The sequence below is a fragment of the Streptomyces sp. NPDC041968 genome (assembly GCF_055589025.1).
In genome coordinates, this window is sequence record NZ_JBVJCB010000008.1 from 160,943 (window position 1) to 174,076 (window position 13,134).

13 protein-coding genes are annotated in these 13,134 nt (G+C 71.7%); 12 read left to right on the forward strand and 1 reads right to left on the reverse strand.

Going from position 1 to position 13,134, the window contains the following annotated elements:
- Nucleotides 1-63: 63 nt before the first annotated feature.
- From ACZ6EG_RS20785 to ACZ6EG_RS20840, 12 genes are all read left to right on the forward strand, one after another.
- Nucleotides 64-1,041: a helix-turn-helix transcriptional regulator gene (locus tag ACZ6EG_RS20785; protein ID WP_356605916.1), complete on the forward strand. Its 978-nt coding sequence runs from the start codon at nt 64-66 to the stop codon at nt 1,039-1,041.
- Nucleotides 1,042-1,059: 18 nt separating this feature from the next.
- Nucleotides 1,060-2,106: a helix-turn-helix transcriptional regulator gene (locus tag ACZ6EG_RS20790; protein WP_391970237.1), complete on the forward strand. Its 1,047-nt coding sequence runs from the start codon at nt 1,060-1,062 to the stop codon at nt 2,104-2,106.
- Between the two features lie 56 nt (nt 2,107-2,162).
- A complete protein-coding gene (locus ACZ6EG_RS20795; RefSeq protein ID WP_366768256.1) occupies nt 2,163-2,396 on the forward strand; it encodes a hypothetical protein in 234 nt (77 codons plus the stop codon).
- 55 nt (nt 2,397-2,451) lie between these two features.
- Nucleotides 2,452-2,646: a hypothetical protein gene (locus ACZ6EG_RS20800; protein WP_356605911.1), complete on the forward strand. Its 195-nt coding sequence runs from the start codon at nt 2,452-2,454 to the stop codon at nt 2,644-2,646.
- Nucleotides 2,647-2,924: 278 nt separating this feature from the next.
- Nucleotides 2,925-3,212 (forward strand): Sec-independent protein translocase subunit TatA, encoded by a 288-nt coding sequence (gene tatA, locus ACZ6EG_RS20805; protein WP_356605909.1) that lies wholly within the window; start codon nt 2,925-2,927, stop codon nt 3,210-3,212.
- Nucleotides 3,213-3,259: 47 nt separating this feature from the next.
- The gene (gene tatC, locus ACZ6EG_RS20810; protein WP_469606431.1) at nt 3,260-4,213 is read left to right on the forward strand and encodes a twin-arginine translocase subunit TatC; all 954 of its coding nucleotides are present in this window, start codon (nt 3,260-3,262) and stop codon (nt 4,211-4,213) included.
- Between the two features lie 91 nt (nt 4,214-4,304).
- On the forward strand, nt 4,305-7,157 hold the full coding sequence (locus ACZ6EG_RS20815) for a DEAD/DEAH box helicase (protein ID WP_079030073.1): 2,853 nt from the start codon (nt 4,305-4,307) through the stop codon (nt 7,155-7,157).
- 364 nt (nt 7,158-7,521) lie between these two features.
- Nucleotides 7,522-9,144, forward strand: coding sequence for a sensor histidine kinase (locus ACZ6EG_RS20820; RefSeq protein ID WP_469606435.1), 1,623 nt, complete (start codon nt 7,522-7,524; stop codon nt 9,142-9,144).
- Nucleotides 9,145-9,170: 26 nt separating this feature from the next.
- On the forward strand, nt 9,171-9,548 hold the full coding sequence (locus tag ACZ6EG_RS20825) for a roadblock/LC7 domain-containing protein (protein ID WP_370466402.1): 378 nt from the start codon (nt 9,171-9,173) through the stop codon (nt 9,546-9,548).
- Nucleotides 9,545-9,961, forward strand: coding sequence for a DUF742 domain-containing protein (locus ACZ6EG_RS20830; RefSeq protein WP_391970240.1), 417 nt, complete (start codon nt 9,545-9,547; stop codon nt 9,959-9,961). The genes ACZ6EG_RS20825 and ACZ6EG_RS20830 overlap by 4 nt, the downstream gene beginning before the upstream one ends.
- Nucleotides 9,942-10,562, forward strand: a complete 621-nt coding sequence (locus ACZ6EG_RS20835) for a GTP-binding protein (RefSeq protein ID WP_391970241.1) — start codon at nt 9,942-9,944, stop codon at nt 10,560-10,562. The genes ACZ6EG_RS20830 and ACZ6EG_RS20835 overlap by 20 nt, the downstream gene beginning before the upstream one ends.
- Nucleotides 10,563-10,628: 66 nt before the next feature.
- Entirely contained in the window at nt 10,629-12,119 is a 1,491-nt protein-coding gene (locus ACZ6EG_RS20840) for a cytochrome P450 (protein ID WP_469606440.1), read from the forward strand.
- On the opposite strand, the gene ACZ6EG_RS20845 is transcribed toward ACZ6EG_RS20840, so the two are convergent.
- Complete coding sequence (locus tag ACZ6EG_RS20845) at nt 12,113-13,075, reverse strand: RluA family pseudouridine synthase (RefSeq protein WP_469606444.1); 963 nt, start codon at nt 13,073-13,075, stop codon at nt 12,113-12,115. The two genes, ACZ6EG_RS20840 and ACZ6EG_RS20845, sit on opposite strands and share 7 nt — an antisense overlap.
- Nucleotides 13,076-13,134 lie beyond the last annotated feature (59 nt).

The following is a 13,134-nucleotide window of genomic DNA, read 5'->3' on the forward strand; positions in this document are numbered from 1 at the left end:
TTGCCGCGCCGCTCCGGGGCGGTACGGTCATCCGTCGTAAGCACCATAGGGAGAAGGGCGTCGATGGCCATTGCCAAGGCCGAGCGGCTGATGAACCTGGCGCTGTGTCTGCTCGGGACGCGGCGGCCCCTCAGCAAGCGTGAGCTGCGTGACTCCATCGAGGCTTACGTCGAGGCGTCCCGGTCGGGCCAGGGCACGGCGGGCTCCGACGACTCCTTCAACCGCATGTTCGAGCGGGACAAGGACGACCTGCGGGAGCTGGGGCTCGTCATCGAGACCGTCGAGAGCCTCGACGGCGAGGTCGGCTACCTGGCCCGCCGCGACAGCAATCGCCTGCCGCCCATCACCCTGGACGCCGAGGAGGCCGCCGCGCTCGGTCTGGCAGCCAAGGTGTGGCAGCAGGCCAGGCTGGCCGGCGCCGCGAGCGGCGCGTTGCAGAAGCTGCGCGCGGCCGGGCTGCCCGAGGACGTCGACCCGTACGAGGCGCACAGCGCGCTGGAGCCGCGCATCCCGGTGCACGAGGCCGCCTTCGAGCCGCTGATGCTGGCCTGCCGGGACCGCCGCCCGGTCGTCTTCGACTACCGCAAGGCCAACGCGGCCCAGCCCGAGGTCCGGCACGTCGAGCCCTGGGCGCTGGAGTGCTGGCGCGGCCACTGGTACCTGGCCGGGTTCGACAGCGACCGCGGCGCCGAGCGGGTCTTCCGGCTGTCCAGGATCACCGGCAAGGTCCGTTCGCGCGGCGCGCGGTTCACCGCCCCCGTGCCCGACGTCGTCACCGTCCGCGAGACGGTCGCGAGCTGGGCGGGGGAGACCGCCGACCGCTCCGCGCGGATCCGGCTGCGCACGGGCGCGGGCTACCCCCTTCGGGCGAAGGCCACGGCGGTGCGGGAACTCGGCGACGGCTGGGACGAGTTGGAGATCCCGTACGGGCACGGTCTGGACGCCTGGCTGGTGGAGTTCGGACCGGACGTGGTGGTGCTGGAGCCCGCGGAGTTGCGCGCGGACGTGGTGGACCGGCTGCGTGCCGTGGCCAAGGGCTGAGGGGGAGCGGACAACACAGTGGCAGGCAAACCGGTCAGGCCCGTGAACGCCATCGACCAGACCCGACGGATGCTGTCCCTGGTGACGTATCTGCGGGAGCGCCCCGGCGCCCGCGTCGAGGACGTCGCGCGCGCCTTCGGCATCACCGAGGACGAGCTGGTCTCCGACCTCGACGTGCTGCCCATGTGCGGCACCAGCTTCCGCGGCGGAGACCTGCTGGACATCGACACCGACGGTGAGCGCATCTGGTGGCACAACCCCGCCGCCCTCGGCGCGGACGCCGCCGAGCCGCTGCGGCTGGCCGCGGACGAGGCCACCGCGCTGCTCGTCGCGGCCCGGGCCGTGGCGACCCTGCCCGGCCTGCGCGAGAGCGACCGGCAGGCGCTGCTGCGGGCGACCGCCAAGGTGGAGACCTCGGCCGGTGAGGCCGCGGGCGCCAGCTCGCGCCTGTCCGTCACCTTCGAGTCCGAGGGCGGTGTCTTCGCCGACGTGGACCGGGCGATCTCCGAGCGCCGCCGGTTGTGGATCCGCTACTACTCACCGGCGCGCGACGAGCTGACCGAGCGCGAGATCGACCCGATCCGGCTGGTCAGCGTGGGGCACACCTACGTGGAGGCCTGGTGCCGCCGGTCCGAGGCCCGGCGCACCTTCCGGCTCGACCGGGTCGCCGAGATCCGCATCCTGGACGAGCCCTCCGCGCCGCCCGAGGTGGAGCTGCGGGACCTCTCCGAAGGCCTGGTGCAGCCCGCCGCCGAGGACCCGGAGGTCGTGGTGGAGGTCGGCCCCGGCGGGCGCTGGGTCGCCGAGTACTACCCCCACGACAGTGCGGAGGAGCTGGCCGACGGCGGACTGCGCATCACCCTGCGCACCCCCGACCCGGCGTCCCTGCGGCGGCTGGCGCTGCGGCTCGGGCGCGACGGGCGGATCGTCTCCCCGCCCGAGCTGGCCGCCAGCGCCCGGCGGGTGGCCCGCGAGGCGCTGGCGGCGTACGACGGGATCGAGGCGGCCGAGGTGCACGACGGACCGGGCGCCGGGTCCCACGACAGGCAGGAGCGAGCGCTGTGAGCGAGTCCACGCGACCGGCGGTGCCGGGCATCACGGCGGCGTCCGCGTTCGCCGGCATGAGGCGGGTGTCCCCGGTCGTGTTCAAGGCGGGCTGCCCCGACTGCCGCGGCCGCTTCGAACTCGCCGCGAGCGCCCTGCGCCTCGCCATCGGCGCCACGAGCCGCACCACCTTCTACTCGTTCACGTGCCCCGAGTGCGGCTCCGCGGTCCGCAAGCCGGCGGGGGAGCGGGTCGTGGAACTGCTCACGGGCGGCGGGGTCAGGACCCTGCGGCTGCACCCCACCGTCTAGCGGCTTTGGTACCGGCGTTTCGGGACCCGAGGCGCGACGGTCTAGGCTCGGCTCCATGTTCTGGCCGATGTTCGCGGTTGCCGTGGGTTTCCTGGGTCTCGCCGTTCTCGCGGTGCTCGCCGTGAAGGTGTTCGTGGAGGCGGAGCGCCTGGGACGGCAGGTGACCGACTCGGCCCGCCGGATCAGCCGGGCCGCCGACGACCTGGAGCGCGCGACCGAGAGTGCCGCCCGCGCCGTGGACGCGCTGTGAAGCGCTGAACGCCGGCGAGGACCCGCGGGGGTGGCCGGACGGACGCGTGCGTGTCGCGTTTCGGGGCACTTCGCCCTGTCACCTCACAGGTACCGGGGGGTACGCTGCTGGTCGCGGTCCGGAAAACGAGGCCCGGCCGCGGACGGGAGTACGCACGGGGATTGCCTCACGTTTACCCCTGAGCGTTACGATCGCTGCACAAGGCGATCGATCGGACATATGTCCGGCCGGTCGGACAGCACCCCCACCCAGCCGCCTCGGTGAGAAGGTAAAGACTTATGTTCGGAAGGCTCGGCGCCCCCGAGATCATTCTCATCCTCGTCGTCATCATCCTGCTGTTCGGCGCGAAGAAGCTTCCGGACATGGCGCGGTCGCTCGGCAAGTCGGCGCGCATCCTCAAGAGCGAGGCCAAGGCGATGAAGAGCGAGGGCAAGTCCGACGACGCCGCCCCCGCCGACCCGCCCACCCCCGAGCAGGCCGCTGCACAGCGCACCATCCAGGCCGCCCCCGGCGACGTGACCAGCTCCCGGCCGGTCACCGAGCCGACGGACACGACCAAGCGCTGACACAGGGCCGGTGACCTCCGGCCCGCCGCACGAGATGGGAACGTGGGTTGCTGAAGTCTGCCCGCACCACCAAGGAGAGGGACCCCGAGGGGCGGATGCCCCTCGCGGAGCACCTTCGTGAGCTCCGCAACCGGCTCGCGAAGGCGCTGCTGGCCATCGTCGCCGTCACCGTCGTCGCCGCCTTCTTCTACAACGACATCATCAACTTCTTCACCGACCCGGTCCTCGACTCGGTCGGCTGCACGAAGACGTTCGAAGAGCTGGCCAAGTCGTCGACCGACTCCGAGCCGTGCGCGCAGATCACCATCAACGGTCTGCTGGGCCCCTTCACGCTGGCGCTGAAGGTGTCACTGATGGCGGGTGTCGTACTGGCCTCGCCGGTCTGGCTCTACCAGCTCTGGGCGTTCGTCGCCCCGGGCCTGCACAAGAGCGAGAAGAAGTACGCCTACGCCTTCGTGGCCACGGGCGCCCCGCTCTTCCTCTTCGGCGCCTACTTCGCCTACGTGGTGCTGCCCACCACCGCGAAGGTGCTGATCGAGTTCACGCCGTTCGGTGTCGACAACCTCCTCCCGCTGGACGACCTGCTCGACCTCGTCACGCGCATGGTGGTCGTCTTCGGCCTCTCCTTCGAGCTGCCGTTGCTGCTGGTGATGCTCAACTTCACCGGCGTGCTGACCGGCAAGCGCATGGTCGGCTGGTGGCGCGGCATGATCATGGGCATCACGCTGTTCGCCGCCATCGCCACGCCCAGCACGGACCCGCTGACCATGATCGCGCTGGCCGGGCCGATCTGGGTCCTGTACTTCGTCGCGGTCGCCGTCTCGCTGCTGAACGACCGCCGCAGGGCCCGCCGTGAGGCGCTGGAGCCCGACGACGACGAGGCCTCCGAGCTGGACCTCACCCCCGAGGCGATCGGTGAGATCGAGCCCGTGACCACGACCCGCGCACTGCCCGAGCAGGCGACGAAGGACCGGGTCAACGGCTACGACGACGTGACCTGAGGCATACCGGGGCGGTGACGGCGTGCGTCGCCGCCCCACGGCACGGCCTGCGGAATCTCCCCCGGAACCCCTCACAGGACCGATCCCGATAATGATCGTCCTGTTGTCAGTGCGGCCCGGTACGCTCGAAAGCACGATGACAGAGGATCTCTCTCCGGCCGAGCGGTATGCGGCAGCCCGTCAGCGGGCCGCCGAGCAGGCCACCGCGCTCGCTGCTTTCCGCGAGATGTACGACTTCGGCCTCGACCCCTTCCAGATCGAGGCCTGCCAGGCGCTCGAGGCGGGCAAGGGCGTGCTGGTGGCCGCGCCCACCGGCTCCGGCAAGACGATCGTCGGCGAGTTCGCCGTCCACCTCGCCCTGGAGCAGGGCAAGAAGTGCTTCTACACGACACCCATCAAGGCCCTGTCGAACCAGAAGTACGCCGACCTGTGCCGCCGCTACGGCGCGGACCGCGTGGGCCTGCTCACCGGCGACAACAGCGTGAACTCCGACGCCCCGGTCGTCGTCATGACCACCGAGGTCCTGCGGAACATGCTGTACGCCGGTTCCCAGACCCTCCTCGGTCTCGGGTACGTGGTCATGGACGAGGTGCACTACCTCTCCGACCGCTTCCGCGGGGCCGTATGGGAGGAAGTGATCATCCACCTCCCCGAATCCGTGACCCTGGTGTCACTGTCGGCGACCGTGTCGAACGCGGAGGAGTTCGGCGACTGGCTCGACACCGTGCGCGGCGACACCCAGGTGATCGTCTCCGAGCACCGGCCCGTGCCGCTGTTCCAGCACGTGCTCGCCGGCCGCCGGATGTACGACCTGTTCGAGGAGGGCGAGGGCCGCAAGAGGGCCGTCAACCCCGACCTCACGCGCATGGCGCGCCTGGAGGCGAGTCGCCCGTCCTACCAGGACCGCAGGCGCGGCCGCGCCATGAAGGAGGCCGACCGGGAGCGGGAGCGCCGGCAGCGCTCCCGCATCTGGACGCCGAGCCGGCCGGAGGTCATCGAGCGGCTCGACGCCGAAGGGCTGCTGCCCGCGATCACCTTCATCTTCAGCCGCGCCGCCTGCGAGGCCGCCGTCCAGCAGTGCCTGTTCGCGGGGTTGCGGCTCAACGACGAGGACGCCCGGGAGCGGGTCCGTTCCCTCGTCGAGGAGCGCACGTCCTCCATCCCGGCCGAGGACCTGCACGTCCTGGGGTACTACGAGTGGCTGGAGGGCCTGGAGCGGGGCATCGCGGCCCACCACGCGGGCATGCTGCCGACCTTCAAGGAGGTCGTCGAGGAGCTGTTCGTCCGCGGCCTGGTGAAGGCAGTCTTCGCCACCGAGACCCTCGCCCTCGGCATCAACATGCCCGCCCGTTCGGTGGTGCTCGAGAAGCTCGTCAAGTGGAACGGCGAGCAGCACGCCGACATCACCCCCGGCGAGTACACACAGCTCACCGGCCGGGCCGGGCGGCGCGGCATCGACGTCGAGGGGCACGCCGTCGTGCTGTGGCAGCGCGGCATGAACCCCGAGCACCTCGCCGGACTGGCCGGCACCCGCACGTATCCGCTGCGCTCCAGCTTCAGGCCGTCGTACAACATGGCGGTCAACCTCGTCGAGCAGTTCGGCCGGCACCGCTCCCGGGAGCTGCTGGAGACGTCCTTCGCGCAGTTCCAGGCGGACAAGTCGGTCGTCGGCATCTCCCGGCAGGTGCAGCGCAACGAGGAGGGCCTCGACGGCTACAAGGCCTCCATGACCTGCCACCTCGGCGACTTCGAGGAGTACGCGCGGCTGCGCCGGGAGCTGAAGGACCGGGAGAACGAGCTGGCCCGGCAGGGCGCCAACGAGCGGCGCGCCGAGGCCGCCGTCGCGCTGGAGAAGCTCAAGCCCGGCGACGTCATCCACGTCCCCACGGGCAAGTACGCCGGCCTCGCCCTGGTGCTGGACCCCGGGCTGCCCGCCGGGCGGTCCAACGGCCACCGCGGCTTCGAGCACCACGACGGGCCCCGCCCGCTGGTGCTGACGGCGGAGCGCCAGGTCAAGCGGCTGGCGTCGATGGACTTCCCGGTGCCGGTCGAGGCGCTGGAGCGGATGCGCATCCCGAAGTCCTTCAACCCGCGCTCGCCGCAGTCCCGTCGCGACCTCGCCTCCGCGCTGCGCACCAAGGCCGGGCACATCCCGCCGGAGCGGGCCCGTAAGAAGCGCTCCCAAGCTGCCGACGACCGGGAGATCGCCCAGCTGCGCAAGGCGATCCGCGCCCACCCCTGCCACGGCTGCGACGACCGCGAGGACCACGCCCGCTGGGCCGAGCGCTACCACCGGCTGATGCGCGACACCTCGCAGCTGGAGCGCCGCATCGAGGGCCGGACGAACACCATCGCCCGCACCTTCGACCGGATCGTGGCGCTGCTGACGGAGATGGACTACCTGCGCGGCGACGAGGTCACCGAGCACGGCAAGCGCCTCGCCCGGCTCTACGGTGAGCTGGACCTGCTCGCGAGCGAGTGCCTGCGCGAGGGCGTCTGGGAGGGACTCTCCCCGGCCGAACTGGCCGCCTGCGTCTCCGCGCTGGTCTACGAGTCGCGGGCCGCCGACGACGCCATGGCGCCGAAGCTGCCCTCCGGCAAGGCCAAGGCCGCGCTAGGTGAGACCGTCCGCATCTGGGGCCGCCTGGACGCCCTGGAGGAGGACTTCCGGATCAGCCAGACCGAGGGCGTCGGCCAGCGCGAGCCCGACCTCGGCTTCGCCTGGGCCGCGTACATGTGGGCGTCCGGCAAGGGCCTGGACGAGGTGCTGCGCGAGGCGGAGATGCCGGCCGGTGACTTCGTGCGCTGGTGCAAGCAGGTCATCGACGTCCTCGGCCAGATCTCGGCCGCCGCGCCCCGGGAGGGCTCGACGGTGCCGAAGAACGCGCGCAAGGCGGTCGACGGACTGCTGCGCGGGGTGGTCGCCTACTCGTCCGTGGGCTGACCGAAGCGCATCCGGGGCCCGGCGGTCATCCGCCGGGCCTCTTCGCGTCCCGGGCGAGGCCCCGCGCGCCTCTTTCACTCGTCACGGTGAGTCGCCTTCGCATGCTCGGAGGGCATTACTCCATGTGTTCGAATGGTGCCGGGGCGTGCAAATGGGTCCGAGGCTACTCCAGCTCCGGTGTCCGTTTCAGGTGCTTGCTGAATATGACACGGCGATGATCCCCTCGGACTAAGCTCGCCCGCAGCGCACCGAGTTGAGGTGTATTCGCGCGCTTGTTCCCAATGTGCCGAAGGTGCCGGCACCTCCCAGAGATACCCCGCCGCAAGCTCCCCCATCCCCGCCGATTCGTTTTCAGAGGGCCTACATGGTGAGTGTTGATTCCCCTCCAGGTCGCAGCGAACTTCCGTACGCGCGCACGCTCCTGCTGCCGGCCATACTGATGGCCGCGGCCACCGGGGCCGCCGTCGCCCTGGTGACGGAACCGGCCCGGCTCGCCGTCGGCCTCTGCGGCGTCCTCGCCACGCTGCTGGTGATCGTGGCGGCGTCGGAGACGGTGCGCCGCGGCCGTGCGCTGCGCACCCTGCGTGCCGAGCACGCCCGTCACACCGCGTATCTGGAACACCGGGTGGCGAGCCACCACGAGGAGATGGTGCACCTCGGCGAAGTGGTCCTGCCGGACATCCTGGACTTCATGCGCACGGGGAGCACACCGGAGGAGGTGATGCGCCGCCTGCCCGAGGTCAACCCGGCCTACGCCGAACTCGGCGAGCCCCAGCGCAAGCTGATCCGGATGGTGTGCGACATCGTCGACCACCAGGACTCCATGCGCGAGTCCGCCGAGCGCTCCTTCGTCGACATCGCCCGCCGCGTCCAGGCGATCGTGCACCAGCAGAACAAGGAACTCCGTGAGATGGAGGAGGACCACGGGCGCAACCCCGAGGTCTTCGACGACCTGCTGCGCATCGACCACGGCACCGCGCTGATCGGCCGCCTCGCCGACTCGATCTCCGTCATCGGCGGCGGCCGGCCCGGACGCCAGTGGCCCCAGCCGGTGGCGCTCTACAGCGTGCTGCGCGGCGCGATGTCCCGGATCCTCCAGTACGGCCGGATCAACCTGGCCTCCATCGCCAAGGTCAACATCAAGGGCACCGCCGTCGAACCGGTCATCCACGCCGCGGCGGAGCTCCTCGACAACGCCACCCGCTACTCACCGCCCGGCGCCAAGGTGCACGTCACGGCGACCGAGGTGCAGAGCGGCGTCTGCATCGAGATCGAGGACGCCGGCGTCAGCCTCAGCGAGGAGTCCCGGGCCCGCATCGAAGGCCTGCTGGAGGACGCCAAGCGCGGCACCGACGTGCAGGACCTCGCCCACCATCCGCGTCTGGGCCTGTCCGTCGTCGGCCGGCTGTGCACGCAGTTCGGCATGGACGTCTCGCTGCGCGCCTCCGCGTACGGCGGGGTCCGGGCCATCCTCATCGTGCCGAGCAAGATGATGACGACCGAGCCCGGCGTCGGACTCGCCCACGGCATCGGCGCCACCTCGATCCCCACCCCCGGCCCGGACGCCCTGCCCGGCCCCGAGCGCCGGCCCAAGAAGCGCCGCCCCACCAGCCCCCGTATCCCGGCCGGCGTCTCCCTGGAGGACGACGTTCCCGAGGTCACCGAGTGGACCGCCGGCGGCCTGCCGCAGCGCCGCAGCCGGGTCAAGATGCCGCTCAGCCAGCGCCTCGCCGAACAGGCGCAGTGGGAGCGGGAGGACGCCGAGCGCGAGGCCCGTCTGGCCGCCGAGCGGGTCCGCAAGGGCATCCCGGCCCCCGCGGCCCCGGAGCCCGCGCAGGAGGAGACCGAGCAACTCCCGCCGGGCCACTGGATCGGGGCCTTCTGGGAGGGCCTCAAGCAGTACCCGGGCATCACCCAGGCCCACCAGCAGTCCAGCAGCAACGAGCCGGCCCATGCCCCGGCCGACGACGAGGGGAACCTCAAGTGATCGAGCAGCAAGGCAAGTTCGACTGGATGCTCAAGGATCTCTATGACGGTGTTCCGGGCATCGAGATGATCGTGGTGCTGTCCGCCGACGGTCTGCGCATCGCGCGCTACTCCGGCGATCCGGACGCCGCCGACCGGGTCGCCGCCGCCTGCGCGGGCCTGCAGAGCCTGGCGGGCGCGGTCGCCCAGGAGATCCCGACCAGCGACGGCGACATGAAGATGGTTCTGATCGAGATGAACGGCGGCTACTTCTACCTGATGGCCGCCGGCCCCAACGCCTACCTCGCCGTGCTCTCCGACGTCCGCTGCGAGCCCGGCCGGATGGGCCTCAGCATGGCGGACCTGGTCGCCCGGATCGGGCCCCATCTCACCAGTCCCGCCCGGCGCAACGGGCAGACCGTATGACTCCTCCCCAACGCCAGAGGCGATCCCCGGGGCAGCAGCCGTCCGCCGCGGCCTCCGCCCCCGATCCGCCTCCCAAGGAAGGCGCGACACCCAACCCCGAGCGGCTGTTCGTCATCGGCGGCGAGGGGGGCGGCGAGCGCGCCGACCTCGACCTGGTGACCCTCATCGTGGCACGCGCCGAACCGCCGGTGTCCGCCACCCCGGAACAGGCCGCCCTGCTGCGGCTGTGCGTCGCCCCGCTGTCCGTAGCCGAGCTGTCGGCCTACCTGAGCCTGCCGTTCAGCGTGGTGTCCGTGCTGCTCACCGACCTCCTGGCCACCGAACTGGTGCAGGCCCGCGCCCCGATCGTCCGCCAGAAGGTCGCCGACCGAACCCTCCTCGAAGCGGTGATGCATGGACTTCAAAGACTCTGACACGATCCCGGGCCCGAGGACGGAGGACCGGCTGCCGCACACGGCCGAGGCCGCCGTGAAGATCGTCATCGTGGGCGGCTTCGGAGTCGGCAAGACCACCATGGTCGGCTCGGTCAGTGAGATCAGACCACTGACCACCGAGGAGACGATGACCCAGGCGGGCATCGGGGTCGACGACAACTACGGTTCCGCGTCCAAGACGGCCACCACGGTGGCCATGGACTTCGGCCGCATCAGCATCACCGACGAACTGGTGCTGTACCTCTTCGGCACGCCCGGCCAGGAGCGCTTCTGGTTCCTGTGGAACGGCCTGTTCGAAGGTGCCCTCGGTGCGGTGGTGCTCGTCGACACCCGCCGCCTGGAGGTCAGCTTCGACGTCATGGGGCGCCTGGAGGAGCGTGGCGTGCCCTTCGTGGTGGCCGTCAACACCTTTCCCGACGCGCCCCGTTATCCCGTCGCCGAGCTGCGGACGGCCCTGGACCTGCCCGAGGAGATCCCCATCCTCGACTGCGACGTACGGCGCCGGGCCTCCAGCCGCGACGTCCTGCTCACCCTGATGCGCTTCCTGCACGCCCTCGCCATGAAGGGCGCGCTCACCTGACCGGGCGCGGCCGACCCCACCCGGACCCCCACCCCTGAACCCACACCTCTGTTGCGGAGCGACACTGTGACGCCTGAACGCCACTCCCCGACCGGAACGGGCGAACCCCTGCTCGAACCGCCGCCCGGCTGTCCCGCGCACGGCCTCGGACCGGGCGGACTGCACCGGCTGCACGAGGCGGACGACCTGGAGGAACTGTACGAGAAGCTGCGCGAGCAGCACGGACCGGTGGCGCCGGCGCTGCTCCACGACGACGTGCCGATGTGGGTGGTGCTCGGCCACGCCGAGAACCTGCACATGGTGAGCACACCCGCCCAGTTCTGCCGCGACAGCCGCATCTGGACGCCGCTCAACGAGGGCATGGTCAAGCCCGACCACCCGCTCATGCCTCACATCGCCTGGCAGCCCATCTGCTCGCACGCCGAGGGCGAGGAGCACAAGCGGCTGCGCGGTGCCGTCATGGGCGCCATGTCCGGCCTCGACTACCGGGAGCTGCGCCGCCACATCAAGCGCTACACCCAGCGCCTCGTCAACCGGTTCTGCGAGGAGGGCCGCGCCGACCTCGTCGGCCAGTTCGCCGAGCACCTGCCGATGGGGGTGATGTGCCACCTCCTCGGCATGCCGGAGGAGTACAACGACCGGATGGTGGAGGCGGCGCGGGACACGCTCAAGGGCACCGACACCGCCATCGCCAGCCACGCCTACCTGATGGAGTCCCTGGGACGGCTCAGCACCGAGCGCCGGGAGCGGCCCGAGGACGACATCGCCGGCCGTCTCGTCACCCATCCGGCCGGGCTCAGCGACGACGAGGTCAGGGAGCACCTGAGGCTGGTGCTCCTCGCCGCCTACGAGGCGACCGTCAACCTCATCAGCAACGTGCTGCGCGTGGTGCTCACCCACCCGGGCTTCCGCGCCCAGCTCAGCGGCGGCCAGATGACGGTCTTCGAGGCGGTCGAGCAGTCCCTGTGGGACGAGCCGCCGTTCAGCACCGTCTTCGCCTACTTCGCCAAGCAGGACACCGAGCTGGGCGGCCAGCGCATCCGGGCCGGCGACGGGCTGCTGCTCGGCATCGCGCCCGGCAACGTCGACCCGCGCATCCGTCCCGACCTGGCGGCGAGCATGCAGGGCAACCGCGCCCACCTCGCCTTCGGCGGCGGCCCGCACGAGTGCCCCGGCCAGGACATCGGGCGGGCCATCGCCGACGCCGGCATCGACGCGCTGCTGATGCGGTTGCCGGACGTCCAGCTCGACTGCGCCGAGGACGAGCTCCAGTGGCGGTCGTCGATCGCGTCGCGGCACCTGGTGGAGCTGCCGGTACGGTTCGAGCCCAAGGCGCAGCAGGACATCAGGCAGCAGCCGAGCCACGCCCCGGCCCCGGCCCAGCGCACCGCCTGGCACGTCGGCACCCCGCGCCCGGAGGAGCGGCTCGCGCCGCAGGCCCCGCCGCGACAGCCCGAGCCCGTGTCGGTGGCGGCCGCGCAGCCCCAGCCGGTACCGGAGCCTCCCCGGCCGCGCGGTGCCTGGCAGCGCTTCCTGCTCTGGTGGCGCGGTTACTGACGGCCCGCCCAGTCCCCGTACGCGGTCCAGGCGTCGAGGGACCGGCCGCTGCGGAAGCGGTGCTCCCGCCCCGTGACCGGATCGGTGAAGCCCAGCTCTCGCGCCAGCAGTTGCAGCGGGCGCCGGAAGTCACCGGCCGGCACGGCGGCGGTCACCTCGGGGTAGAGGGGGTCGCCGAGGATCGGCACGCCGAGCGAGGTCATGTGGACGCGCAGCTGGTGGGTCTGCCCGGTGCCGGGCACCAGCCGGTACCGCCCCAGCTCCCCGTCCGGTCCCGGACGGTGGGCGATCAGCTCGACGCGGCTCACGGCGTTCGGCTCCCCCTCGATCTCCTGCGCGGCCAGGACCCCGCGCACCTTGAGGATGCGGCTGCGTACGGTCCGGGGGAGGGCGAGCGCGGGTTCGTACGGCGCGACGGCCTCGTACTCCTTGTGCACCCGCCGGTCACGGAACAGGCCCTGGTACGCGCCGCGCTCCTCGGGGCGGACCGTGAACAGGACGAGGCCGGCGGTGAGCCGGTCCAGGCGGTGCGCGGCGCCGAGCGCCGGGATGCCCAGCTCCCTGCGGAGCCGGGCGAGCGCGGTCTCGGTGACGTGGCCGCCGCGCGGAGTGGTGGCCAGGAAGTGCGGCTTGTCGACGACGACGATGTGCTCGTCGCGGTACACGATCTCCAGGGGGAACGGGACCGGCACCTCGGCCGGCCGGTCGCGGTGGAACCAGACGAACAGCCCCGGCTCGTACGGCGCGTCGGCCGGCACCGCCCGTCCGTCCGCCCCCACGAACAGCCCGGCGTCGAACATCCCGTCCACGACGTCGGCGCCCGCACCGGAGAGCCGCTCCGCCAGGTGCTCCCGCACCGTGGACCACGGCCCGGTCGGGGGCAGCCGCACCCGCACCGGATCGATTCCGTCGCGCTGCGGAAGGGGTGAGGGCGGGGGAGGTGTACGGCGTCTCATCGTCTGCCAGCGTACGAGGCGCCGGGCGGCACCGGAAAACTCCCGGCCAGGCGTCCGGA

Bases quoted from the DNA above. Each gene is read 5' to 3' on its own strand.
- ACZ6EG_RS20785 (WP_356605916.1), top strand. From the start codon at position 64: ATGGCCATTGCCAAGGCCGAGCGGCTGATGAACCTGGCGCTGTGTCTG.
- ACZ6EG_RS20795 (WP_366768256.1), top strand. From the start codon at position 2,163: ATGAGGCGGGTGTCCCCGGTCGTGTTCAAGGCGGGCTGCCCCGACTGC.
- ACZ6EG_RS20800 (WP_356605911.1), top strand. From the start codon at position 2,452: ATGTTCTGGCCGATGTTCGCGGTTGCCGTGGGTTTCCTGGGTCTCGCC.
- tatA (WP_356605909.1), top strand. From the start codon at position 2,925: ATGTTCGGAAGGCTCGGCGCCCCCGAGATCATTCTCATCCTCGTCGTC.
- ACZ6EG_RS20815 (WP_079030073.1), top strand. From the start codon at position 4,305: ATGATCGTCCTGTTGTCAGTGCGGCCCGGTACGCTCGAAAGCACGATG.
- ACZ6EG_RS20820 (WP_469606435.1), top strand. From the start codon at position 7,522: ATGGTGAGTGTTGATTCCCCTCCAGGTCGCAGCGAACTTCCGTACGCG.
- ACZ6EG_RS20825 (WP_370466402.1), top strand. From the start codon at position 9,171: ATGCTCAAGGATCTCTATGACGGTGTTCCGGGCATCGAGATGATCGTG.
- ACZ6EG_RS20830 (WP_391970240.1), top strand. From the start codon at position 9,545: ATGACTCCTCCCCAACGCCAGAGGCGATCCCCGGGGCAGCAGCCGTCC.
- ACZ6EG_RS20835 (WP_391970241.1), top strand. From the start codon at position 9,942: ATGGACTTCAAAGACTCTGACACGATCCCGGGCCCGAGGACGGAGGAC.
- ACZ6EG_RS20845 (WP_469606444.1), bottom strand. From the start codon at position 13,075: ATGAGACGCCGTACACCTCCCCCGCCCTCACCCCTTCCGCAGCGCGAC.